Annotated in this window: 21 protein-coding genes; 13 read left to right on the top strand and 8 right to left on the bottom strand. The window is 56.8% G+C overall.

The genetic code is table 11. The features are described 5' to 3' along the window. Position 1: 1 nt before the first annotated feature. Positions 2 to 1,531, bottom strand: a complete 1,530-nt coding sequence (gene pntA / locus INF68_RS06380) for a Re/Si-specific NAD(P)(+) transhydrogenase subunit alpha (RefSeq protein WP_023311474.1) — start codon at positions 1,529 to 1,531, stop codon at positions 2 to 4. 535 nt (positions 1,532 to 2,066) lie between these two features. Between pntA and ydgH the strand changes: the two genes are divergently transcribed. The 3 genes from ydgH (at position 2,067) to folM (ending at position 5,340) form a co-directional block, all read left to right on the top strand. Continuing rightward, on the top strand, positions 2,067 to 3,011 hold the full coding sequence (gene ydgH, locus INF68_RS06375) for a DUF1471 family protein YdgH (protein WP_045356963.1): 945 nt from the start codon (positions 2,067 to 2,069) through the stop codon (positions 3,009 to 3,011). A 184-nt stretch (positions 3,012 to 3,195) separates the two neighbouring features. Then, on the top strand, positions 3,196 to 4,578 hold the full coding sequence (locus INF68_RS06370; protein WP_045356966.1) for an amino acid permease: 1,383 nt from the start codon (positions 3,196 to 3,198) through the stop codon (positions 4,576 to 4,578). 39 nt (positions 4,579 to 4,617) lie between these two features. After that, positions 4,618 to 5,340, top strand: a complete 723-nt coding sequence (folM, locus tag INF68_RS06365) for a dihydromonapterin reductase (protein WP_023311471.1) — start codon at positions 4,618 to 4,620, stop codon at positions 5,338 to 5,340. Here folM and INF68_RS06360 read toward each other — a convergent pair. Then, a complete protein-coding gene (locus tag INF68_RS06360) occupies positions 5,337 to 5,672 on the bottom strand; it encodes a GlpM family protein (RefSeq protein WP_023311470.1) in 336 nt (111 codons plus the stop codon). The genes folM and INF68_RS06360 overlap by 4 nt on opposite strands. Positions 5,673 to 5,800: 128 nt before the next feature. On the opposite strand from INF68_RS06360, the gene rstA reads away from it, so the two are divergent. From rstA to tus, 4 genes are all read left to right on the top strand, one after another. Then, complete coding sequence (gene rstA / locus INF68_RS06355; protein ID WP_021241154.1) at positions 5,801 to 6,517, top strand: two-component system response regulator RstA; 717 nt, start codon at positions 5,801 to 5,803, stop codon at positions 6,515 to 6,517. Positions 6,518 to 6,763: 246 nt separating this feature from the next. Beyond that, positions 6,764 to 7,024 carry a hypothetical protein gene (locus tag INF68_RS06350; RefSeq protein WP_109844351.1) on the top strand — a complete coding sequence of 87 codons (261 nt, stop codon included), beginning with the start codon at positions 6,764 to 6,766 and terminating at the stop codon, positions 7,022 to 7,024. Positions 7,025 to 7,099: 75 nt separating this feature from the next. Beyond that, positions 7,100 to 8,398 carry a two-component system sensor histidine kinase RstB gene (gene rstB, locus INF68_RS06345; RefSeq protein WP_126786133.1) on the top strand — a complete coding sequence of 433 codons (1,299 nt, stop codon included), beginning with the start codon at positions 7,100 to 7,102 and terminating at the stop codon, positions 8,396 to 8,398. A 73-nt stretch (positions 8,399 to 8,471) separates the two neighbouring features. Then, positions 8,472 to 9,401 (top strand): DNA replication terminus site-binding protein, encoded by a 930-nt coding sequence (gene tus, locus INF68_RS06340; RefSeq protein ID WP_126786134.1) that lies wholly within the window; start codon positions 8,472 to 8,474, stop codon positions 9,399 to 9,401. Here tus and fumC read toward each other — a convergent pair whose 3' ends face one another. Both fumC and fumA read right to left on the bottom strand, forming a co-directional pair. After that, a complete protein-coding gene (gene fumC, locus INF68_RS06335; protein ID WP_109844353.1) occupies positions 9,402 to 10,796 on the bottom strand; it encodes a class II fumarate hydratase in 1,395 nt (464 codons plus the stop codon). Positions 10,797 to 10,979: 183 nt separating this feature from the next. Then, positions 10,980 to 12,626 (bottom strand): class I fumarate hydratase FumA, encoded by a 1,647-nt coding sequence (gene fumA, locus INF68_RS06330; protein WP_029740299.1) that lies wholly within the window; start codon positions 12,624 to 12,626, stop codon positions 10,980 to 10,982. A gap of 199 nt (positions 12,627 to 12,825) precedes the next feature. Here fumA and manA point away from each other — a divergent pair, with 199 nt between their 5' ends. Beyond that, the gene (gene manA / locus INF68_RS06325; protein ID WP_126786135.1) at positions 12,826 to 14,001 is read left to right on the top strand and encodes a mannose-6-phosphate isomerase; all 1,176 of its coding nucleotides are present in this window, start codon (positions 12,826 to 12,828) and stop codon (positions 13,999 to 14,001) included. Positions 14,002 to 14,100: 99 nt separating this feature from the next. Beyond that, positions 14,101 to 15,651 (top strand): YdgA family protein, encoded by a 1,551-nt coding sequence (locus INF68_RS06320; protein WP_126786136.1) that lies wholly within the window; start codon positions 14,101 to 14,103, stop codon positions 15,649 to 15,651. 39 nt (positions 15,652 to 15,690) lie between these two features. Here INF68_RS06320 and INF68_RS06315 read toward each other — a convergent pair whose 3' ends face one another. Both INF68_RS06315 and INF68_RS06310 read right to left on the bottom strand, forming a co-directional pair. Next, entirely contained in the window at positions 15,691 to 16,545 is an 855-nt protein-coding gene (locus INF68_RS06315) for an alpha/beta fold hydrolase (protein WP_126786137.1), read from the bottom strand. A gap of 15 nt (positions 16,546 to 16,560) precedes the next feature. Further along, positions 16,561 to 17,541: an MBL fold metallo-hydrolase gene (locus tag INF68_RS06310; protein ID WP_126786138.1), complete on the bottom strand. Its 981-nt coding sequence runs from the start codon at positions 17,539 to 17,541 to the stop codon at positions 16,561 to 16,563. 107 nt (positions 17,542 to 17,648) lie between these two features. Between INF68_RS06310 and INF68_RS06305 the strand changes: the two genes are divergently transcribed. Continuing rightward, complete coding sequence (locus INF68_RS06305; protein WP_126786139.1) at positions 17,649 to 18,545, top strand: LysR family transcriptional regulator; 897 nt, start codon at positions 17,649 to 17,651, stop codon at positions 18,543 to 18,545. Between the two features lie 2 nt (positions 18,546 to 18,547). On the opposite strand, the gene INF68_RS06300 is transcribed toward INF68_RS06305, so the two are convergent. Then, entirely contained in the window at positions 18,548 to 19,576 is a 1,029-nt protein-coding gene (locus tag INF68_RS06300; protein WP_109844358.1) for a Mal regulon transcriptional regulator MalI, read from the bottom strand. A gap of 177 nt (positions 19,577 to 19,753) precedes the next feature. On the opposite strand from INF68_RS06300, the gene malX reads away from it, so the two are divergent. From malX to add, 3 genes are all read left to right on the top strand, one after another. Then, the gene (malX, locus tag INF68_RS06295) at positions 19,754 to 21,346 is read left to right on the top strand and encodes a maltose/glucose-specific PTS transporter subunit IIBC (RefSeq protein ID WP_032638240.1); all 1,593 of its coding nucleotides are present in this window, start codon (positions 19,754 to 19,756) and stop codon (positions 21,344 to 21,346) included. A gap of 48 nt (positions 21,347 to 21,394) precedes the next feature. After that, complete coding sequence (locus tag INF68_RS06290; RefSeq protein WP_126786140.1) at positions 21,395 to 22,567, top strand: MalY/PatB family protein; 1,173 nt, start codon at positions 21,395 to 21,397, stop codon at positions 22,565 to 22,567. A 96-nt stretch (positions 22,568 to 22,663) separates the two neighbouring features. Beyond that, positions 22,664 to 23,665, top strand: a complete 1,002-nt coding sequence (gene add, locus INF68_RS06285) for an adenosine deaminase (RefSeq protein ID WP_109844360.1) — start codon at positions 22,664 to 22,666, stop codon at positions 23,663 to 23,665. Between the two features lie 52 nt (positions 23,666 to 23,717). On the opposite strand, the gene INF68_RS06280 is transcribed toward add, so the two are convergent. Next, positions 23,718 to 24,758 (bottom strand): oxidoreductase, encoded by a 1,041-nt coding sequence (locus tag INF68_RS06280; RefSeq protein ID WP_126786141.1) that lies wholly within the window; start codon positions 24,756 to 24,758, stop codon positions 23,718 to 23,720. Positions 24,759 to 24,897 lie beyond the last annotated feature (139 nt).

Below are 24,897 nucleotides of genomic sequence, written 5' to 3'. Positions count from 1 at the left end.
CTTAGCCTTTACGAAACATTTTCAGCATGCGCTGAGTCACGGTGAAACCACCGAAAATATTGATACTGGCGATCAGCACCGCGATAAAGCTCAGGAAGCTGATCCAGCCGCCGTGACCAATCTGCAGTAACGCCCCCACCACGATGATCCCCGAGATGGCGTTGGTTACCGACATCAGCGGCGTATGCAGCGCATGGGAGACGTTCCACACCACGTAGTAGCCCACGACGCAGGAGAGCGCGAAGACGGTAAAGTGGCCAAGGAACTCTTTTGGTGCGACGTCAGCCAGCCAGCCGAACAGAATAATCACCAGCGCCATGATCGCGTATTTGCGCCACGGAGAAGCCGGTTTGGCGGGTTCTTTTGGCTCAGGTGCCGCTTTCGTTGCCGCCTGAGGCTGAGCAGAAACCTGAATAGGCGGCGCAGGCCAGGTAATTTCACCTTCACGGACCACCGTGACGCCGCGCACAACAACATCGTCGAAATCAACGGTGACGTTGCCGTCTTTCTCTTTGCAAAGCAGCTTCAGCAGGTTGACCAGGTTAGTGCCGTAGAGCTGAGAAGACTGCGTTGGCAAACGGCCCGGCAGATCGGTATAGCCGATCACCTTCACGCCGTTAGCGGTCGTGGTTACCTGATTTGGAACGGTATATTCACAGTTACCGCCGTTTTGGGCGGCCAGGTCGACAATCACGCTGCCCGGCTTCATGGAGTCAACCATCTCACGGGTAATCAGCTTCGGCGCCGGTTTACCCGGGATAAGCGCGGTGGTAACAATAATGTCGACATCTTTCGCCTGGGCGGCGAAGAGTTCCATTTCGGCTTTGATAAAGGCTTCGGACATCACCTTCGCGTAACCATCGCCGCTGCCTGCTTCTTCTTTGAAGTCCAGCTCAAGGAATTCGGCGCCCATACTCTGGACCTGTTCCTTTACTTCAGGACGGGTGTCAAAGGCGCGTACGATAGCGCCCAGGCTGTTTGCCGCACCGATTGCGGCAAGGCCCGCCACGCCCGCGCCAATCACCATCACCTTCGCCGGAGGAACTTTACCCGCGGCGGTGATTTGACCGGTAAAGAAGCGACCAAACTCGTGGGCCGCTTCAACAATGGCGCGGTAGCCGGCAATGTTTGCCATGGAGCTCAAGGCATCCAGCGACTGCGCGCGCGAAATGCGCGGCACGGAGTCCATTGCCATCACGGTCACGCCGCGGGCCGCCAGCTTCTCCATCAGCTCCGGGTTTTGCGCAGGCCAGATGAAGCTCACCAGGGTCGTTCCCGGATTGAGCAGCGCAATCTCACTCTCTTCCGGTGCGTTGACCTTCAGAATCACCGGCGACTGCCAGACGTCAGCACCGTCGACCACTTCCGCGCCGGCCTGGATAAAGGCCTCGTCATCGAAACTCGCCAGTTTGCCCGCGCCGCTTTCAACCGCGACCGTAAAACCCAGTTTAAGCAGTTGCTCCACCGTTTTCGGTGTTGCCGCTACGCGGGTTTCATTGGCTAACCGTTCTTTTGGTACCCCAATACGCATAGTTTTCCCTTCCATCGGTTTTTGATGATGGTTTATCGATAAATGCCCGCGGTTTGTATCAATTTTCGCCATCGCGCGAGCGACGAGACATGATTAACCCCGGAAAATAAAACAGTAACAAACTGTCTATAACCTACTGAAAATAGCGCCCGCGATCTACCGCCAGAAAACACTATTTCTTACTTTATCTGTGAAAAATAAGCGATCGGCGTCACTGACAGTGATATTTACCTTAAATTCACTGCCAGAACCGATAAAACGCGCAAGCGAAGCGGTAAAAACATGATATAGCGCCATAAGAGAACAACTTATTAACATTAAATTAACTTGTAAAAGTCATATGCTTTATCAGTTTTACTTGTCAAACGCGTGTTTTTTCAACATATCACTAAATGTTATCGGATTCGGTGATTCAGTAAGCACAGGCAGTGAAAAATGGCGCAGACAGCGACGGGTTTTAAATGCAATAATCGGGACCGTCTCAAATTAACAACAATACCAGTACATGGTTTGCGCAAGGCGAAGGATCATTTTTATGAAGCTTAAGAACACACTCCTGGCGTCCGCACTTCTTTCCGCGACCGCCCTGTCTGCGAATGCCGCAACAGAGTTAACGCCGGAGCAAGCGGCAGCGTTAAAACCTTTTGACCATACGGTCATTGTGGGTCGTTATAATTCTATTGGCGACGCCGTCGCCGCTGCATCAAAAGCCGCAGATAAAAACGGAGCGGCCTCGTTTTATGTGGTTGACCAGTCCGATTACGGCAACAGCGGTAACCAGCGCGTGACCATTGCGCTGTTCAAAGACAATGCGCCGAAAGCTGACGCACCAAAAAACCGCGTGATCAACGGTGTTGTTGAACTGCCGAAAGATCAGGCGATTGAGCTGGAACCTTACGACACCGTCACCGTTCAGGGCTTCTATCGCAGCCAGCCTGAAGTGAACGATGCCATTACCAAAGCCGCGAAAGAGAAAGGGGCCTACTCTTTCTTCATCGTGCGTCAGGTCGATGCTAACCAGGGCGGCAACCAGCGTATTACCGCGTTCATCTATAAAAAAGATGCGAAAAAACGTGTTCTGCAGAGCCCGGATGCCATCCCGGCGAATTCAGAAGCAGGTCGCGCGGCGCTCGCTAAAGGCGGCGAAGAAGCGAAGAAAGTTGAAATTCCAGGCGTAGCAACGACGGCTGCTCCAAGCGCTGAAGTGGGCCGTTTCTTCGAAACGCAGTCCACGAAAGGTGGCCGTTATTCCGTTACGCTGCCGGACGGTACCAAAATTGAAGAGTTGAACAACGCCACTGCAGCGCAGATGGTGCCGTTCGACAGCATCAAGTTTACCGGCAACTACGGCAACATGACGGAAGTCTCTTACCAGGTCGCGAAGCGTGCGGCGAAGAAAGGGGCGAAGTACTACCACATCACCCGCCAGTGGCAGGAACGTGGTAACAACGTGACCATCAGCGCCGATCTGTACAAGTAACAACATCGTTTACGAAAGGCGGCGCAATGCCGCCTTTTTTGTTACTTTTTTTGAATTTCTGCCTCACGTCATTGCATGCATTCGTTACACTCCGTAAAATCCCGCGCCTTAGTGTGATCCACCATTTTTATGCGCCTGAGCGAAATAATTATTCTGGATTTTGACCTTTCATAACAGGAAGCCAATGGAAAAGAAACTTGGCCTGAGTGCTCTGACTGCACTCGTATTAAGCTCAATGCTGGGTGCGGGCGTATTCAGTTTGCCGCAGAATATGGCGGCCGTCGCCAGCCCTTCTGCGCTCATCATTGGCTGGGGCATTACGGGTGTCGGCATACTGCTGCTGGCCTTCGCGATGCTGCTGCTCACCCGCATTCGCCCGGATCTTGACGGCGGCATTTTCACCTATGCGCGTGAAGGTTTCGGCGAGCTGATTGGCTTCTGTTCCGCATGGGGATACTGGCTGTGTGCCGTTATCGCCAACGTCTCTTATCTTGTAATCGTCTTCTCGGCGCTCAGTTTCTTTACCGATACGCCTGAGCTGCGCCTCTTTGGCGACGGGAATACCTGGCAGTCTATTGTGGGCGCCTCGGTGTTGCTGTGGTTCGTCCACTGGCTGGTGTTGCGTGGCGTACAAACGGCCGCCAGCATCAACCTTGTGGCGACGCTGGCGAAACTGGTTCCGCTCGGCCTGTTTATCGTTCTGGCCTTTATTGCGTTCCGTATGGACGTTTTCAGGCTTGATTTCAGCGGCGTTGCGCTGGGCGTTCCCGTCTGGGAGCAGGTGAAAAACACGATGCTGATTACCCTGTGGGTGTTCATCGGCGTTGAAGGTGCGGTCGTGGTTTCTGCCCGGGCCAGGAATAAACGCGATGTGGGCCGCGCCACGCTGCTGGCCGTACTGGCCGCGCTGGGGGTCTATCTGCTGGTGACGCTGCTGTCGCTGGGCGTGGTGGCGCGTCCTGAGCTGGCTGAAATGCGTAACCCGTCAATGGCTGGCCTGATGGTGAAAATGCTCGGTCCCTGGGGCGACGTGGTGATTGCCGCAGGGCTGATCGTCTCCGTCTGCGGCGCTTACCTGAGCTGGACCATCATGGCGGCTGAAGTGCCGTTCCTGGCCGCGACTCACAAGGCGTTTCCACGCCTGTTCGCCCGTCAAAACCAAAACAGCGCGCCATCGGCATCGCTCTGGCTGACCAACATCAGCGTTCAGGTCTGTCTGGTGCTGATCTGGCTCACAGGTTCTGACTATAACACCCTGCTGACCATCGCCTCGGAGATGATTCTGGTACCCTATTTCTTAGTGGGTGCGTATCTGTTAAAAATTGCCACACGCCCGGCGCATTATGTCGTGGGTGTCGGAGCCTGTATTTACGGCCTGTGGTTGTTGTATGCTTCCGGGCCTATGCATCTGCTGCTGTCGGTGGTGCTGTACGCACCGGGTCTGCTGGTGTTTATCTACGCCCGCCGCACGCATCAGCTGGAGAACGCGCTGAAACGCCGTGAGATGGCATTAATTGGACTGTTACTGGTTGCTGCCCTGCCAGCAACCTGGATGTTAATGGGTTAGCATCGCCTTTCCCATTGTTGAACTGTAAAGGAGAATACGATGGGAAATGCACCGCTTCGCCCAATACTGATTACCGGTGGAGGCCGCCGTATCGGCCTCGCCCTCGCCCATCACTTTCTCAACCTTCGCCATCCGGTCATTGTCAGCTACCGTACGGAATACCCGTCGATTGAAGGGTTACGCAAAGCCGGGGCGGTCTGCATTCAGGCTGATTTTTCGACCGATGAAGGCATTCTGGCTTTCGCGGAAAAGGTAAAAGCCGCCACGACGGGACTGCGCGCCGTGATCCATAACGCCAGCGCATGGCGAGCCGAAAAACCCGGTACGTCACTCAGCGAAACGCTCTCAGCCATGCTGCAGATCCACGTCAATGCCCCTTATCTGCTTAACCACGCTCTGCAGGATCTGCTCCGCGGTCATGGGCACGCTGCGGGCGACATTATTCACTTTACCGATTATGTGGTGGAGCGCGGCAGCGACAAGCACATCGCCTACGCGGCCAGCAAAGCCGCGCTGGATAATATGACACGCTCGTTTGCCCGCAAGCTCGCGCCCGAGGTGAAGGTAAACGCCATCGCCCCGGCGATGATTTTGTTTAACGAAAACGATGATGCAGAGTATCGTCAGCAGGCGCTGAATAAGTCGCTCATGAAAATCGCCCCGGGCGAGAAAGAGGTCATCGATCTTGTGGATTATCTGCTCACCAGCTGCTACGTCACCGGCAGAACCTTTGCCGTGGACGGCGGCCGACCGCTGCGCTAGTGAAAGCGGCTCCAGAAGAAAATTAACACCCAGGCGCTGAGTCCCCAGCAGACCACCGCCCCGCTCAGCGCCAGGGGAAGACGCAGAAAACCGGTGAAATACCACAGCGAAAGCAGGTAGAGAAAATACGGAATGATAGACCACATGCCAAACACGATAGTTGTGCGTAACGCTTCCGTGCCCCGCTCAGAAGCCACGATATAGTGGGCAATCAGCGCAAAGGTCGGGAACAGCGGGATTAGCCCGGCAATGTAGTAGTTTTTCGTCTTTGCCAGAATACCAATCAGTAACACCACCAGCGCGCCCAGCGCGGCTTTGATCGCCAGCCCCATACTTTTCCCTATAACAATCAAGTAACAATAAGAGCCAGAATAACGGAACCGGCGTTAATTTTGAAAGATTAATGGAAGGTTAAGGTTCCGCGGTGTATGTTGGCTTTTTTCACGAAAACAGACGCTGTATGAATAAGATTGTTTATGTTGAAGACGAACCCGAGGTCGGGCAACTGATCGCCGCCTATCTGGGTAAACATGATATGGACGTCATTGTTGAACCTCGCGGCGATCGTGCCGAAGAGGTGGTCGTCCGTGAAAACCCGGATCTGGTGCTGCTGGATATCATGCTGCCTGGCAAAGACGGCATGACGCTCTGCCGTGACCTGCGCGCCCGGTGGGAGGGCCCTATCGTCCTGCTCACCTCACTGGACAGCGATATGAACCACATTTTGTCGCTGGAGATGGGCGCCAATGACTACATTCTGAAAACCACACCGCCTGCCGTCCTGCTTGCCCGCCTGCGCCTGCATTTGCGCCAGCACGCCAGCATCGAACGCGAAGCACCTGCGCCGTCTCTGACGCCGCACAAAGCGATGCGCTTCGGTACGCTGTCTATCGACCCTATTAACCGCCAGGTGCTGCTTTCCGGCGAGCTTATTGCCCTCTCCACCGCAGATTTTGACCTGCTGTGGGAGCTGGCGACGCACGCCGGGCAAATTATGGACCGCGACGCGCTGCTGAAAAACCTGCGTGGTGTGAGCTATGACGGAATGGACCGCAGCGTAGACGTGGCGATTTCGCGTCTGCGCAAAAAGCTGCAGGATAACGCTACCGAGCCCTATCGCATTAAAACCGTACGTAACAAGGGTTATCTGTTTGCCCCGCACGCCTGGGAAACCTGACTCCGTTATCTGGCTAGCATAACGTGCGCGCAATGAGGGCATTACACAGCGATGTCCTCTCTTTCGCGCGTTTATTTTTACGTTTGCGCAACAATTGACTTGCTAAGCACGCGAACTATTCCATAATTAAATCTTCAGCCCTCCTTTCTCCAGTTCGCCCCGACTGCATGTAGACTCGCTTTCACCGCGAAGCGTTACGATATCTCTCCCATATAATCTTGAAATGAGGATTTAAGCCTATGGCATATGTATAGCTACAATCAGGTCGAAGCCATCAAAACCAATCTCGAGTGGATTGTTAATCAGGCAGCCCTAAGGCGCGCCTCTCCCTCGCGCTCCGATCAAAAAGCGCTTTTTGACCTGCTGGAACTTATCCAGTCTTTCGAAATACTCCTGGATTTAATTAACGAATTCGGTACCGATGTGATTGATACGCACATTGCAGAAGGCCTGGCCGTGACGGAAAAATTCATCGCCAAGGTAAAAAACAGCGCGAAAGCCATGTAACACGCGCGACAGACGTGAAAAATGCGAAGGGTTTTCATGTATATTCTGCACATAGCGTTTTTTCGGTGAGACCCAATGAAAAAGCTGTTTGTGCAGTTTTATCTTTTGCTGTTTGTCTGTTTCCTGGTCATGACCATGCTGGTCGGGCTGGTCTATAAATTCACCGCCGAACGTGCGGGCAGGCAGTCGCTGGACGATCTGATGAAAAGCTCGCTCTATCTGATGCGCAGCGAGCTGAGAGAGATCCCGCCGCACGACTGGGCGAAAACCCTTAAAGAGCTGGATCTGAACCTGTCATTCGATTTACGCATCGAGCCGTTAAAAGATTTTGAGCTGGATCCGCCCGCCATGCAGCGTCTGCGCGACGGGGACATCGTCGCGCTGGATGAGAAATACACCTTTATCCAGCGTATTCCGCGCAGCCATTACGTGCTGGCCGTCGGGCCGGTACCCTATCTCTATTATCTGCACCAGATGCGTCTGCTGGACATGGCGCTGATGGCCTTTATCGCCATTTCGCTCGCGTTTCCGGTCTTTATCTGGATGCGCCCGCACTGGCAGGACATGCTGAAGCTGGAATCCGCCGCGCAGCGTTTTGGCGAAGGGCATTTTACCGAACGCATTCACTTCGACAGCGGTTCCAGCTTTGAACGCCTGGGCGTGGCCTTTAACCAGATGGCCGATAACATCAATGCCCTGATCGCCAGTAAGAAGCAGCTGATCGACGGCATTGCGCACGAGCTGCGCACGCCGCTGGTTCGCCTGCGCTATCGTCTGGAGATGAGCGAGAATCTGACTGACGCGGAGTCTCAGGCGCTTAACCGCGACATCGGCCAGCTTGAGGCGTTGATTGAGGAGCTGCTGACCTACGCGCGCCTCGATCGTCCGCAAAACGAGCTGAACCTCAGCACGCCGGACCTGCCTGCCTGGCTGCAAACCCACATCGATGACGTTCAGAGCCTGAACCCGCAGCGCACGCTGTTAACGCGCGTCACGCCGGGTGATTACGGCGCGCTCGATATGCGCCTGATGGAGCGCGTGCTGGACAATCTGATGAACAACGCCATGCGCTACAGCGAAAGTACGCTACAGATCGGACTGGATTTGCAGGGCAATCAGGCCAGCCTGACGGTGGAGGATGACGGTCCGGGGATTGCCCCGGAAGCGCGAGAAACCGTGTTTGAACCGTTTGTCCGCCTCGACCCCAGCCGCGATCGCGCCACTGGCGGATGCGGCCTGGGGCTGGCGATTGTTTACTCTATCGCGCAGGCGATGGGCGGCACGGTGCATTGCGAAGAGAGCGAGCTCGGCGGCGCGCGCTTCTGCTTTAGCTGGCCGGTATACCATAACATCGCCCTTCCCGTCCCTGCCTGACCTCAACCGCACGCTGGCCTGACCCGGCGTGCTGTGCTATATGATAAGTATGTTGTAACTAACGAGAGTGCTTATGGCGACCTACGATCTCCTCGAACGGCTGAACTGCACGTTTCGGGAAATAGAACACGAACTCCTGACCCTGACCGAACGTTTGCAGAGCTGCCGTCTGCTGGCCGCGCGCGTTTTTACCCTGCCCGAGGTGGCTAAAGGGGCCGAGCACGACCCGCTGGACACCATCGCGGTTGAACAGCACATCGGCAGCGCCGCCCTTGAGCTGGCGCTGAAGCACTATCGTCGACTGTTTATCCAGCAGCAGTCAGAAAACCGCAGCAGTAAGGCCGCCGTGCGTCTGCCTGGCGTGATCTGCCTGCAAACCGATGCGACAACGCGCGACGCGCTGGAAAGCCAGATTACCCATATCAACACCCTGAAAGCGGCCTTTGAAAAGATCGTTACCGAAGAGTCCGGCCTCGCCCCTGCCGCCCGGTTTGAATGGGTACACCGCCAGCTGCCGGGGCTGATTACCCTGAATGCCTATCGCACGCTGACGGTACTGCGTCATCCCGCCACGCTGCGCTTCGGCTGGGCGAATAAGCACATCATTAAAAACTTCACCCGGGATGAGATTCTGGCGCAGCTGGAAAAAAGCCTGAAGACGCCGCGCACCGTCGCGCCGTGGTCGCGCGAGCAGTGGATTGAGCGCCTGGAGCAGGAGTACCACAGCATCGCCTCGCTCCCCGCAGATACGCGCCTCAAGATAAAGCGCCCGGTGAAAGTACAGCCTATCGCCCGCGTCTGGTATTCCGGCCAGCAAAAACAGGTTCAGCATGCCTGCCCTACGCCGCTGATTGCGCTCTATGATGCCGATCGGGGGGCCATCGTGCCGGATATTGGTGAGTTGCTGAATTACGATGCTGAAAATGTCCAGCACCGTTACCGACCTCAGGCGCAGCCGCTGCAGCTGATTATTCCGCGGCTGCACCTGTACGTGGCGGGATGACTATTTCAGGCTGCCGACCATCGCCTCAGGGCGCACCCAGGCATCGAAATCCTCCTCCGTGAGATAGCCCAGCGCCAGGGCGGAGGCTTTCAGCGTCAGCCCCTCTTTATGCGCTTTTTTCGCGATCTCGGCGGCTTTGTCGTAGCCGATATGGGTATTCAGCGCCGTCACCAGCATCAGGGATTCATTGAGCAGCTGGCTGATACGCTCGCGATTCGGCTCAATCCCTACCGCACAGTGCTCGTTAAAGCTCTCCATCCCGTCCGCCAGCAGACGAATCGATTGCAGAACGTTGTGGATCACCATCGGACGATAGACGTTCAGTTCGAAGTTGCCGGACGCACCGCCCAGGTTGACGGCCACGTCGTTGCCCAACACCTGACAGCAGAGCATGGTCATGGCTTCGCACTGGGTCGGGTTCACTTTACCCGGCATGATGGAGCTGCCCGGCTCGTTTTCCGGAATACTGATTTCACCGATGCCGCAGCGCGGACCCGAGGCCAGCCAGCGCACGTCGTTGGCGATTTTCATCAGCGAGGCCGCCAGCCCTTTCAGCGCGCCGTGGGTGTGGACCAGCGCATCGCAGGTCGCCAGCGCTTCGAACTTGTTGGGCGCCGTGACGAACGGCTGCCCGGTGATGTTTGCCAGCTCCTCCGCCACGCGCACCGCGTATTCAGGATGGGTGTTTAACCCGGTCCCGACCGCCGTTCCGCCGAGCGCCAGCTCCGCCAGGTGCGGCAGGCTGTACTCAATATGCTTCAGGTTATGTTCCAGCATCGCCACCCAGCCGGAAATCTCCTGGCCGAGCGTCAGCGGCGTGGCGTCCTGCAGGTGCGTACGGCCAATTTTGACGATGTCGCGGAAGGCCCGCGCTTTCTCGTTGAGCGTGGATTTCAGGACGTTGAGCTGCGGGATTAGCTGCTCGCGGATAGCAATCACCGCCGCCACGTGCATCGCCGTCGGAAAGACGTCGTTAGAACTCTGGCTTTTGTTGACGTCATCGTTCGGATGGACCTTACGCTCCATGCCGCGCACGCCGCCCAGCAGTTCGCTGGCCCGGTTCGCCAGCACTTCGTTCATGTTCATGTTGCTCTGGGTGCCGGAACCGGTCTGCCAGATGGCGAGGGGGAATTCGTCGGGATGCTTACCCGCCAGCACTTCGTCGGCGGCGTTGATGATGGCGGTCGCTTTGTCTGCCGTCAGCAGGCCTAAATCCTGGTTCACTTTCGCGGCGGCGCGTTTGGTGAGCGCCAGCGCCTGAATCAGCGAGACGGGCATTTTTTCGGTCGAAATACGGAAGTGCTCCAGCGAACGCTGGGTTTGCGCGCCCCATAGCTTATCGGCCGGGACGTCGATGGCGCCCATCGAATCTTTCTCATGGCGTACCGTGGTCATTACTTTCTCCTTGATAACAAAAGAGGGATTGCTCACATGCTTAAGGGATAAGTATTGATGACTTCTGAGAAACGATATGGCGCTTTGTGCGCTCTTTTTGATGTCGGGTGGCGCTAACGCTTACCCGACCTACCAGACTCGTAGGCCGGGTAAGGCGCAGCCGCCACCCGGCAATTTACAGAATTACTTCACGCACGCCGAACACTGGGACGACTGGATCTGCTTGAAGAAGTCGTTGCCTTTGTCATCCACCAGGATAAACGCCGGGAAGTCTTCCACTTCAATTTTCCAGATCGCTTCCATACCCAGTTCCGGGTACTCAACGCACTCCAGGCTCTTAATGCTGCCCTGCGCCAGAACCGCAGCCGGGCCTCCGATGCTGCCCAGGTAGAAGCCGCCGTGCTTGTGGCAGGCGTCCGTCACCTGCTGGCTGCGGTTGCCTTTCGCCAGCATGATCATGCTGCCGCCGTTAGCCTGCAGCTGGTCAACGTACGAGTCCATACGGCCCGCCGTGGTTGGACCTAACGAGCCGGACGCGTAACCTTCAGGCGTTTTCGCCGGACCGGCGTAGTAGATCGGGTGATCTTTAATGTACTGCGGCAGCCCTTCGCCGTTGTCCAGACGCTCTTTCAGCTTCGCGTGCGCGATGTCGCGACCCACGATGATCGTGCCGTTCAGCGAGAGACGGGTCGAGACCGGATACTGCGAAAGCTGCGCCAGAATCTCTTTCATCGGACGGTTCAGATCGACGCGAACCGCTTCACCCTCACCCGCTTTGCGCAGCTCTTCCGGGATGTATTTGCCTGGGTTGTTTTCCAGTTTTTCGATCCACACGCCTTCGCGGTTGATCTTCGCCTTGATGTTGCGATCCGCAGAGCAGGACACGCCCATCCCGACCGGACAGGAGGCACCGTGACGCGGCAGACGGATCACGCGCACGTCGTGGGCAAAGTATTTGCCGCCAAACTGCGCGCCGAGGCCCAGATTTCGGGCTTCTTCCAGCAGTTCCTGCTCAAGCTGCACGTCGCGGAACGCCTGGCCATGCTCGTTACCTTCGGTAGGCAGGCCGTCGTAGTATTTGGTTGAGGCCAGCTTGACGGTTTTCAGCGTACTTTCCGCCGACGTACCGCCAATCACAAACGCGATATGGTACGGCGGGCACGCCGCGGTGCCGAGGGTGCGCATCTTTTCAACCAGGTAGTTCTTCAGCTTGCCCGGGGTGAGCAGCGCCTTGGTTTCCTGGTAGAGATAGGTTTTGTTGGCTGAACCGCCGCCTTTGGCGATGCAGAGGAATTTGTACTCGTCACCATCGACGCTGTAGAGATCGATCTGTGCTGGCAGGTTGGTGCCGGTGTTGACCTCTTTATACATATCCAGCGCCGCGTTTTGCGAATAGCGCAGGTTATCTTCGGTGTACGTGTTGTAGACGCCGTGCGCCAGGGCCGCTTCGTCACCGCCGCCGGTCCAGACGCGCTGGCCTTTTTTACCGACGATAATCGCCGTGCCGGTGTCCTGACAGGTAGGCAGAACACCTTTCGCCGCGATGTCTGAGTTACGCAGGAACTGCAGGGCAACGTATTTATCGTTTTCGCTGGCCTGCGGGTCGCTCAGGATATCGGCAACCTGCTGCTGGTGCGCAGGACGCAGCATAAACGAGGCGTCGTGGAAAGCGTGCTGCGCCAGCAGCGTTAGCGCCTGAGGATCGACCTTGAGGATCTCTTGTCCTTCAAACTCAGAGACGGAGACGTGATCGCGGGTTAACAGGTAATACTCGGTCCGATCCTTACTGAGGGGGAAAGGATCCTGATAATGGAAGGGTTTATTCGACATTGGTCTCTCACTTACTGCTTCGGTCTGTTTATTCAGGGCAGATGTTCCGCTGCCCGGCTTAAAAGCGAGTCAGCTTATCCTACACAATTTTTTAACAAAAACTGAGACTAGTACGACTTTTTACATCCACAGGTTACTTCCATGAGGTTTATTGCTTTAATACCCGGAGTTAATTCCACAATTGAATCAGGGCTTGATAATGCAAAAACTCATTAACTCAGTGCAAAACTACGCCTGGGGAAGTAAAACTGCGTTAACGGATCTCTACGGTATCGCGAACCCGAACAACCTGCCGATGGCAGAACTATGGATGGGGGCGCACCCGAAGAGCAGCTCAAAAATTGAAGATGCCAGCGGCCAGGTACGCAGCCTGCGTGACGTGATTGATGCCGATAAAGCCGCGCTGCTGGGCGACAAGGTGGCTCAGCGCTTCGGCGAACTGCCGTTCCTGTTCAAGGTGCTGTGCGCCGACCAGCCGCTCTCCATCCAGGTTCACCCGAACAAGAAAGCCTCTGAAATCGGCTTTGCGAAAGAGAACGCGGCGGGTATTCCGTTGGACGCCGCCGAGCGTAACTACAAAGATCCTAACCACAAGCCGGAGCTGGTCTTTGCGCTGACCCCGTTCCTGGCGATGAACGCGTTCCGCGAGTTTTCAGAGATCGTTTCCCTGCTGCAACCGGTCGCGGGTGCCCACAAGGCTATCGCCCACTTCCTTGAAAACCCGAACGCAGACGCGCTCAGCCAGCTGTTTGCCAGCCTGCTGAATATGCAGGGTGAAGAGAAATCTCACGCGCTGGCGGTACTGAAAGCGGCTCTGGGCAGCCAGCAGGGTGAACCGTGGGAGACTATCCGTCTGATCTCCGAATTCTACCCGGACGACAGCGGCCTTTTCTCCCCTCTGCTGCTGAACGTGGTGAAGCTGAACCCGGGCGAAGCGATGTTCCTGTTTGCCGAAACCCCGCACGCCTACCTGCAGGGCGTGGCGCTGGAGGTAATGGCCAACTCCGATAACGTGCTGCGCGCGGGCCTGACGCCGAAATACATTGATATTCCTGAGCTGGTTGCCAACGTGAAGTTTGTGGCGAAACCTGCCGCGGAGCTGCTGACTCAGCCGGTGAAAAACGGCGCAGAGCTGGACTTCCCGATTCCGGTTGAAGATTTTGCTTTCTCCCTGCACGACCTGAGCCAGGCCGAAATCGCCATCGCGCAGGAAAGCGCGGCGATTCTGTTCTGCGCCGAGGGCGAAGCGACGCTGCGCAAAGGCGAACAGCGTCTGGTGCTTAAGCCCGGTGAGTCAGCATTCGTTGCAGCCAATGAATCACCGGTCAGCGTAAGCGGCACCGGTCGTCTGGCGCGCGTTTTCAATAAGCTTTAAGCACTTACTGAATTTTTTAACAACTCTTGCTAAGCTAGTTGCAGGCTTAATATCTCCAGGCGGTTTTTACCGCCTGGTTTCATTTTAGGGATAGTCGCAATGAAAAAATCGGTCGTAGCGGTTGGAGTGATTGTAGCGTTAGGCGTGGTCTGGACGGGTGCCTCCTGGTTTACCGGGAAACAGCTGGAAGGCCGTCTGGCTGAGATGGTGGCGCAGGCTAACGGAGAGATTAAGCGCAGCGCGCCGGAGGCGGGCCTTGAGCTGAGCTACCAGAATTATCATCGCGGCGTGTTTACCAGCCGTATGCAGCTGGTGGTGAAGCCGGTTGCCGGTACTGAAAACGGCTGGCTGAAACCGGGCCAGAGCGTGGTGCTGGATGAGGTGGTGAGCCACGGTCCTCTGCCGCTGGCGCAGCTGAAGTCCTTTAACCTGCTCCCTTCGATGGCGTCCGTTCATACCGTGCTGGTGAATAACGACGTCACCAAACCGCTGTTTGACCTGGCGAAGAATGAATCGCCTTTCGACATTAATACCCGAATTAGCTATGCCGGTGACACGAGTTCCAATATTGCCCTGAAAGCGCTGAACTACGAGAAAGAGAATGAGAAAGTCGCCTTCAGCGGCGGTCAATTCAAACTTGACGCTGACCGCGACGGAAACGTGTTCTCCCTGACGGGTGAAGCGGAAAGCGGTCTGGTCAATGCCGTGAACGAATATAACCAAAAGGTTCAGCTCACCTTCAACAACCTGAAAGCCGACGGCAACAGCCGAATGACCGATTTCCAGGAGCGTATCGGCGATCAGAAACTCTCTCTCGACAAGGTGGCCATTGCGGTTGAAGGAAAAGAGATGGCCGTGCTGGAAGGCATGGACGTCAACGGCAAATCTGACGTTTCCAAAGACGGTAAAAGCATCAACACGCAGCTGGATTACACGCTGAAGAGCCTGAAGGTGCAGAATCAGGATCTGGGCACCGGCAAGCTGTCGCTGAAGATCGGCAATATCGACGGCCAGGCGTGGCACGAGTTTAGCCAGAAATACAGCAAAGAGAGCCAGGCGCTGCTGACCGATGCCGCACTCCAGCAGAACCCTGAGGTGTATCAGCAGCAGGCGATGGCGGTACTGTTCAACAACCTGCCTGTTCTGCTGAAAGGCGAGCCGGTGATCACCGTTGCGCCGCTGAGCTGGAAAAACAGCAAAGGCGAAACCAGCTTTAACCTGTCGCTGTTCCTGAAAGATCCGGCAACCGCAACGGGTGCACCGCAGACGCTGGCGCAGGAAGTGGATCGCAGCGTGAAGTCGCTCGACAGCAAGCTGACCATCCCGATGGATATGGCGACCGAGTTTATGACCCAGATTGCGAAGCTGGAAGGCTACGGCGATGAAGACGCCGGCAAGCTGGCGAACCAGCAGGTGAAAGGTCTGGCGGCCATGGGCCAGATGTTCCGCATCACCAAAGTGGAAAACAACACGATCTCCACCAGCCTGCAGTACGCCAACGGCCAGGTAACGCTCAACGGCGAGAAGATGCCGCTGGAAGACTTCGTCGGCATGTTTGGTATGCCGACGCTGGGGATGCCGGAACCGGCAGCACCGGCAGCACCGGCAGCACCGGCAGCGCCAGCCGAACCAGCGGCACCGCAGCAGTAAACAGCAAAACCCCTCGCATGAGGGGTTTTTTATTGCCCGCTAACTTTTCCATCCAGCAAGGAAATCCAGCAGAAGCGCGTTCACTTTCTCTGGCTGCTCCTCCTGCGGCAGATGGCCGCACTCATCAATCCCCTGCGCCCGCAGGTTTTCCGCCATTTCGGCCCAGACGCTTTCCATATCGAAAAGCTTGCCGACCGCATGAAAGTCATTACCCCACAGCGACATTACCGGGCAGGTGATTTTCACCTCAGCGTCAGCCATATCCTGCGCCACATCCTCTGCGTTGGCACGATAGTCAGCCATTGCGCCACGCACGGCACCCGGCGCCTGATACGCCCGAACATAGGTATCAAACGCCTCGCCGCTGATGGTCGACGGATTGTAGGTCCAGTCCGAGAAAAAGTGGCGCAGCCAGATATGCTCCCGACCCGCAATCAGCGCTTCCGGCAGGTCTGGCACAAGATGAAACAGGAAGAACCAGTACGCACGCGCAATCGACGTATTCAGATCGCGCGCCACAATACGCGTTGGCACGTTATCCATCACCACCAGTCGATCCACCAGCTCAGGGTAATCTTTTGCAAACCGCGTTGCGACGCGCGCGCCGCGATCGTGCCCCACCAGCACCACTTTCTGCAAACCCAGCACACGCATCAGTTCCCGGATGTCCCGCGCCATATTGCGCTTATCATAGCCAGAAGCAGGTTTATCCGTTTCGCCATACCCGCGTAAATCTGGCGCAATCACGCGGTAGTGCCGGGACAGTACGGGTATCTGGTACCGCCAGGCATAGTTTGTTTCTGGAAAACCATGCAAAAGAATAACCGGTGCGCCTTCACCCTCTTCTACAACGAACTGTCGGATACCGTTTGCCATTACGGTGTAACTTTTCATGCTCGTCACCTCACTTTATTTCAGCAGAGGCACGTTGGCCGCACGCTGATAAGGTCCGTAATTGACGGGATTCCAGCTATAGCCCTGCAGCCCGGAAGTGATATGCCCGATACCGGGGAAAGGCAGATGCGCTGCGGCCATCCACTCACCGTCTTTTGCCAGCGCGTTAAACTCCTGCGCCCTGGATGAGATAGCTTTTTTCGGATCGACATCAAAGCGAATAGACACTTCAGGGTGCGGGAACTGGACGGCAGGAGCATGAATCAAATCCCCAATGAAGTTGATAGCCGTCCCCTGCGACGCGAAGCGATAAACGGTACTGCCTGGCGTATGCCCTATGGCATATGCCGTCTGGACTTCCGGGATCGGCGAAGCGGGCGGGACGAAGGTTTTAAGGTGCCCGGCGGCTTTATACGCGGACAGCGCATTCCTGGCGATAGCGAAATACTCCCTCGCATTAGCCGGCGCGCTCGCTTCTTTTGCGGGATCAAGCCAGTAGTCGGCCTCCCCCTGCGGTACGTAGACGGTGGCATTGGGGAACAACGCCTTACCCTCTGCATCGCTCAGGCCGCATACGTGGTCAAGATGCAGGTGGGTCAGGAAAATGGTATCAACCTGCTCGGGACGGTACCCTGATGCGTTCATATTGCTGACCAGCTGACCGGCCGTTTCCGCCATGCAGTGGCCACCCCCGCTGTCAATCATGACCAGGTGTTTACCGGTATTCACCAGAAAGGCGTTAAAAGCGGTAGGCATGCGTTCGGCATCAATTTTGTGTTGAGCCAGCAGTTCGCGAACCTTGTCGCCTGAGATCCCGTGTAGTAAGGCAGGCGAAAGATCGTTATAGCCGTCGAACAGCGCCGTCACCTCATATTTCCCGACTGCCAGACGATAATAGCCCGGAACCTGCTGTTTCACCTGCGCCGGGGCATCTGCCCACGATGTGCCTGCCAGGAGCAGGCCGCTGAGCGCCAGAACCGTTTTCAACTTTTTCATCTTCACTCCAGATTGATATTTTTCAGGTTGTGAAGAGACTATGGCAGCGTAACGATAAATAATGTAGATATGTACTTTGATAAGTCAGCATAACGAAAATCGATACAATGAAACTGGAAGACGTTGAAGTGTTTGTCGAAGCCGTCAAGGCGGGTAGCCTGGCGGGCGCCGCGCGTCGGCTCTCTGTGAGCGCCATGGCGGCATCGCGGTCTCTTAATAATCTTGAGGCTGAACTGGGGGTCAGGCTGGTGCACCGCACCACGCGTTCCCTCTCACCCACCAGCGATGGGGCCGTTTTTTTGCCCCATGCTCAGGCGTTGCTGGAAGATAAAAATAACGCGCTGGCCGATCTGTTTCCCGAGGGGACGCACCTTTCCGGACGACTGCGCATTACAGCCTCAGCGGGGTTTGGCCGTAAGATCGTTGCTCCCATGCTGACCCGGTTCATGCAGCAACATCCCGCCCTGCAGGTCGATTTACTCGCCACCGACGAACAGGTTGATATTGTCGGAAAAGGCATAGACGTGGCATTACGCATTGCGCCACTGCGCGATAACCGGCTGGTTGCCCATCGCCTGTGTCACAACCCTCGCGATCTCTGCGCCAGCGCGGCGTATCTTGCCGCGAATGGCTATCCAAAATCGTTTAACGATCTGGCGGCACACAGCTGTCTGACCACGTCAGATACCGTCCACTGGTCATTCGAACAGGGTGAACAGCGCTACAAACAAAAGGTGTCGGGCCGATTCTCCGCGAACTCTATTGAGGCCATTTTCGAAGCCTGCCTGGGAGGGTTGGGGATCGCCAATTTATCCCGCTGGTACGTAGAGCCGGCGTTCAGAGAGGGTAAACTCGTGCGGATCGTCCTGGAGGATGCCCAGCCGGAATCGCTGGCCGTTTGGGCGGTTTACCCGACCTCCCGGCTGATCCCGGCAAAAGTACGAAAGTTTGTGGAAGCGCTGGAAGCCGAACTGTTGCTCAATCCGCTAACGCAACCCGCCTGATATTATTTTACCGTCACCAGCCGCGCCGCCACAATCTGGTGTCCGGCCTGAACGTCCGTGTTGTCGATGCGCTGCATGATCCTGTCCGCCAGCGTGTAGCCCATCTCCCGCGCAGGGGTGGTAGCCCAGACGATCGGCAGATCGTCTAGCGCGTTTTCACCGACGTCGGCGAACGCCCCCAGCGCCACCTGATGGCCGAAGAAGGTTTCCACCCCGCCCTCGCCGCTCTGACGCCCGGCGCGGATCAGGCCAAACCAGGCGCCCATGGCAATCACATCGTTGTAGCAAATCACGGCGCTGATCGTCGGACTGCTTCGCAGCAGCGCGCCTATCGCTTCCGCCGCTTTCTTCTGGCTGGATTCACACTCCACGACCCATTCGCTGTGGAACGGCAGACCGTATTTAATCAGCGTCGCGCAGTAGCCGCCGACCCGCTCGGCGCGGGTCAGGGACGAGCTTTTCCCGCCCAGCCAGGCGATGCGCTGATGCCCGCGACGAATAAGATGCTCGGTCAACATTTGTGCGGCCTGCATGTTATCCGGGCGCAGCGTATCGGCCTCGTCCAGGTAGCTGGCGCGCGAAGCAAACACCAGCGGCACGCCTTTTTCGGCGGCGCGCGCGCACAGCTCGCTGCCCACGCCCGACGCTCCGGCGACGATTACCCCGTCAACACCCTGATTCAGCAGCATATCGAGCCGGGAAAGAAGCTGATCGGCCTCGCGACCGCCGTGCAGAAGAAAGACCATCCGCCCCTGCGCTTCAAGCGCTTCGGTTAACCCGGCGGTCAACTCTGCATAGAAAGGTGACGTCAGGTCGCGAACAATCAGGCCAATCACCCCGCTTTGCCCACCGCGCAGCGCCGACGCCTGACGGTTACGCACAAAACCCAGCTGCTCAACCGCCTCGTTCACCCGCTGACCGGTCGCAGGAGAGATGCGCCCTTTTCCGCTTAGCACCAGAGAAACGGTGCTGACGGAAACGCCCGCCGCCAGCGCGACATCGTTGATGGTGATTTTTTTCGCTACAGCCATGTGTTGGCGTGACTCCCTGAAATGAGTTCGGTAAAACGTTTTATCAATACGTTATCTTTATACTATCAGTCAAAGCCTGAGAATGTGATTTAGAGCGCACTAAACTTTGATAAAACGTTTTATCTTCTCGCAGCATTGAAGCAGGTAAACTGATTTTAACAATAAAGGAGTCGTTTTATGACGGCGAAAGCAGCACAAAAAATATCGCTGTGGGAATTTTTCCAGCAACTGGGTAAAACCTTTATGCTGCCCGTGGCACTCCTCTCGTTCTGCGGGATTATGCTCGGGATCGGCAGCTCGCTGAGCAGTAAAGACGTCATCACGCTGATTCCGTTCCTCGGTACCCCGGTGCTGCAGGCGATCTTCATCTGGATGAGTAAAGTCGGCTCCTTTGCGTTTAGCTTCCTGCCCGTGATGTTCTGTATCGCTATCCCGCTGGGCCTGGCGCGCGAAAATAAAGGCGTCGCGGCGTTTGCCGGGTTTGTGGGCTACGCGGTGATGAACCTCGCTGTTAACTTCTGGCTGACCGCGAAAGGCATTCTGCCGACCACCGACGCCGCCGTGCTGAAAGCCAACAACATTCAGAGCGTGATCGGTATCCAGTCTATTGATACCGGGATCCTCGGGGCAGTGATCGCGGGTGTGATTATCTGGATGCTGCACGAGCGCTTCCACAATATCCGGCTGCCGGATGCCCTGGCCTTCTTCGGCGGTACCCGCTTCGTGCCGATTATCACCCTGGTGGTGATGGGCCTGTTTGGTCTGATCATTCCGCTGATCTGGCCGGTCTTTGCGATGGGCATCAACGGTATTGGCCGCATCATCAACGGCGCGGGAGATTTCGGTCCGATGATCTTCGGCACCGGCGAGCGTCTGCTCCTGCCGTTTGGCCTGCAGCATATCCTGGTGGCCCTGATTCGCTTCACCGAAGCGGGCGGCACCATGGAGGTGTGCGGTCACGACGTGAGCGGCGCGCTGACCATCTTCCAGGCGCAGCTGAGCTGTCCGACCACCCACGGCTTTTCGGAAAGCGCCACCCGCTTCCTGTCCCAGGGTAAAATGCCTGCTTTCCTCGGCGGCCTGCCGGGTGCCGCGCTGGCGATGTACCACTGCGCGCGCCCGGAAAACCGTCATAAAATTAAAGGCCTGCTCATTTCCGGCGTGATCGCCTGCGTCGTGGGCGGTACCACCGAGCCAATCGAATTCCTGTTCCTGTTCGTCGCACCGGTGCTGTACCTCATCCACGCGGTGCTGACCGGTCTGGGCTTTACCGTGATGGCGGTGCTGGGCGTTACCATCGGCAACACCGACGGCAACGTGATCGACTTCGTGGTGTTCGGGATCCTGCACGGCCTGTCCACCAAGTGGTACCTGGTGCCGGTCGTGGCGGCTATCTGGTTTGCGGTTTACTACGGCATCTTCCGCTTCGCCATCACCCGTTTTAACCTGAAAACGCCTGGCCGCGATACCGATACGGCGAGCAGCGTTGAACAGGCGGTTGCCGGAACCGTGGGAAAATCCGGCTACAACACACCGGCCATTCTGGCGGCGCTGGGCGGCGCGGATAACATCACCTCGCTTGATAACTGCATCACCCGCCTGCGTCTGTCGGTGGCGGATATGTCAAAAGTGGATACCAACGCCCTGAAAGCCAACCGGGCCATCGGCGTGGTACAGTTAAATCAGCACAATTTGCAGGTGGTTATCGGCCCGCAGGTCCAGTCGGTGAAGGATGAGCTGGCCACCCTGATGCGAACAGTAGAAGCCTGATGCCTCAGCCCCCTCTCATGAGGGGGTTTTACTTTAAGGACTCACGTCATGTTTGATTTTTCTACCGTCGTGGATCGACACGGCACCTGGTGTACGCAGTGGGACTACGTCGCCGACCGCTTTGGCGCGGCCGACCTGCTGCCCTTCACCATCTCGGATATGGATTTCGCCACCGCGCCCTGCATTACCGACGCGCTGCATCAGCGCATTAATCACGGCGTGCTGGGCTACAGCCGCTGGAAGAACGATGAGTTTCTCGCCGCCGTCGCGCACTGGTTCCAGCAGCGCTTTAACAGCGCGATTGATACGGAAACCGTCGTTTATGGTCCTTCCGTTATCTACATGGTGTCAGAGCTGATTCGTCTCTGGTCACACCCCGGCGACGGCGTAGTGGTTCACACCCCGGCATACGACGCGTTTTACAAAGCTATTGAAGGGAATGCGCGTCATGTGGTGCCCGTGGAGATGGAAAAGCATGCCGCAGGCTGGCAGGGAAATATGGCGGCGCTGGAAGCGGCCCTGGCAAAACCTGAAAACAAAATTTTGCTGCTGTGCAGCCCGCAAAACCCGACCGGCAAGGTCTGGACGCGGGACGAGCTGACGTACATGGCGGAGCTGTGCGCACGCTATGACGTGGCGGTTATCAGCGATGAAATTCATATGGATATGGTGTGGGGAGAGCATCGTCACACGCCGTGGAGCGCGGTGGCGCGCGGCAAATGGGCGCTTCTCACCTCCGGCTCGAAAAGCTTTAATATTCCGGCGCTGACGGGCGCTTACGGCCTGATCGGCGATGAAGCGAGCCGTAACGGTTATCTCAGCGCGTTAAAAGGCCGGGACGGCCTCTCTTCCCCTTCCGTGCTGGCGCTAACGGCGCATATCGCCGCCTATCAGCAGGGAGCGCCGTGGCTGGATGCCCTGCGGGGCTATCTGGAAGAGAATCTGTTGTATATCGCGCAGGAAGTAAACCGCGCCTTTCCGAAACTGAACTGGCAACCGCCCGAAGCGACCTACCTGGCCTGGATTGACCTGCGCCCGCTGAACATTGACGATCGGGCGCTGCAAAAAGTGCTGATCGAGCAGCAAAAAGTCGCCATCATGCCGGGATATACCTACGGCAAAGAGGGAAACGGCTTTGTTCGCCTGAACGCCGGCTGTCCGCGCAGCAAGCTTGAACAAGGGGTGCTACGCCTCATTGCCGGGATTAACACGCTCCTGTAATCAATTTGCGCAACGGAATATTCCCTTGCGCAAATAGCTTTTTACCCCGTTTTGTTTTTATAATATGGCGCACTTTAACCAGAAAAGAGTGCGACCATGATTGATATACGCCTGCCTTTAACTGATATTCATCGTCACCTTGACGGTAACATTCGTGCCCAAACCATCCTCGATCTTGGCCGCCAGTTCAATTTAACGCTTCCTGCGCAGACGCTTGAGTCGCTGATCCCTCACGTACAGGTGACCTCCAATGAACCGGACCTGGTCAGCTTCCTGAGCAAACTCGACTGGGGCGTAAAGATGCTGGCCTCGCTGGATGCCTGTCGCCGCGTGGCGTTTGAAAACATCGAAGATGCGGCCCGTAACGGCCTGCATTACGTCGAGCTGCGCTTCTCGCCGGGCTATATGGCGATGACCCACAACCTGCCCGTTGCAGGCGTGGTGGAAGCCGTGATTGAAGGCGTACGCGAAGGATGTAAAACCTTCGACGTTCAGGCCCGTCTGATTGGCATTATGAGCCGTACGTTCGGCGAAGCCGCCTGCCTGCAGGAGCTGGAAGCGCTGCTGGCCCATCGCGATGCCATCACCGCCGTCGATCTCGCCGGTGACGAGCTGGGCTTCCCGGGCAGTCTGTTCCTCTCCCACTTCAACCGCGCGCGCGATGCCGGCTGGCACATTACCGTGCATGCGGGTGAAGCGGCTGGCCCGGAAAGCATCTGGCAGGCCATCCGCGAGCTGGGCGCCGAGCGCATCGGTCATGGCGTGAAGGCCGTAGAAGATCGCGCCCTGATGGATTTCCTGGCGGAGCAGCGTATCGGGATTGAGTCGTGCCTGACGTCTAACATTCAGACCAGCACCGTCGCAACGCTGGCGCATCATCCGCTGAAAACGTTCCTTGAGCACGGTGTGCTGGCCTCACTGAACACTGACGATCCGGCGGTACAGGGCGTGGATATCATCCACGAATACAACATCGCCGCACCGCAGGCGGGTCTGAGCCGCGAGCAGATCCGTCAGGCGCAGATCAACGGGCTGGAGATCGCCTTCCTGACGCCTGAAGAGAAGCAGGCGCTTAAAGATAAAGTGGCTCGCGGTTGAGCATTTGCCGGGTGACGGCTACGCCTTACCCGGCCTACAAAAATATTTAAAATTATGCCAGACAGAGCGTGGCGCGATGTTTGGCAGATTCAATACCCAGCTCAATCAGTTCCATAATCTGAATCGCCTGGCTGGCCGGAACCGGATTTTCGCCCGTGCCGTTCAGCGCATCGCGGATGCCCGCGTAATAGGCCGGATAGTTGCCCGGGATCGTCAGCAAGGTCTCCTCTACCAGTTCCTCACCTTCCACCCGCGTTACCACGCCGTCGCGCATATCATAGCCCCAGTCTTCCTGCGGCAAACGTTCACCGCTTTTCAGCCGGTCCTCCTGCGGATCGAGGCCAAACTTCACGTAGCTCCCGCGCGTGCCGTGAATAATGTAGCGGGCCGATTCCGCGGCCGCGACCATCGTGCCGTGCAGCACAATCCGCCGCTGCGGGTAGCTGAGCACCGCGTGGAAGTAATCGGTGGTCTGCGCGCCGGGCCGGAGCTGGGCCAGATCGACCGTCATGCTCACCGGCAGACCAAAAAGATTGACGGCCTGATCCAGCAGATGCGGGGCTAAATCGTACCAGATGCCGCTGCCTGGACCAGCCTGCTCGCGCCAGCGGTCTCGTACCTGCGGACGGAAGCGGTCAAAGTGCGATTCAAAAAAGAGGATCTCCCCTAGCGTGCCTTCACTGAGAAGCATTTTTACCGTCAGAAAGTCGCTGTCCCAGCGACGGTTATGAAACACCGACAGCAGCCTGCCGAGACTCTTTGCCAGCGCATCCAGCTCGCGAGCCTGAGACAGCGTGACGGTAAAAGGCTTATCGACAACCACGTGCTTACCGGCCTCCAGCGCGGCCTTTGCCAGTGGGAAGTGGGTGTCGTTCGGGGTGGGGATAACGATTAAATCAATATTCGGATCGTTGAAAAGGTGTTTTGGCTCAGAGACAACCGGCACGGAAGGCCAGTCGGCATGGACTTTAGCGGCATCGCTGCTGGATACCGCAGCCAGGGTCATCCCCGGCGTTCCGGCTATCAGAGGCGCATGAAACGTTTTGCTTGCATACCCGTAGCCGATAAGCCCAACGCGGATATTATCACTCATAGTGCCATCCTCTTTTATGACGTTCTTATTTCACACTGACTAGCCTGGCATTACCACAGATTAATAATGTGCCATATGAGTTAAAATAGCAGGTTGTACGGGTTGTTTTTGTTACATAGTATTAACCCACTGATTTTGT

The sequence above is a fragment of the Enterobacter cloacae complex sp. P16RS2 genome, from assembly GCF_014982155.1.
Classification (GTDB): domain Bacteria; phylum Pseudomonadota; class Gammaproteobacteria; order Enterobacterales; family Enterobacteriaceae; genus Enterobacter; species Enterobacter cloacae_M.
The sequence above is the reverse complement of the archived record's forward strand: the minus strand, read 5'-3'. Positions and strand labels throughout refer to the sequence as shown.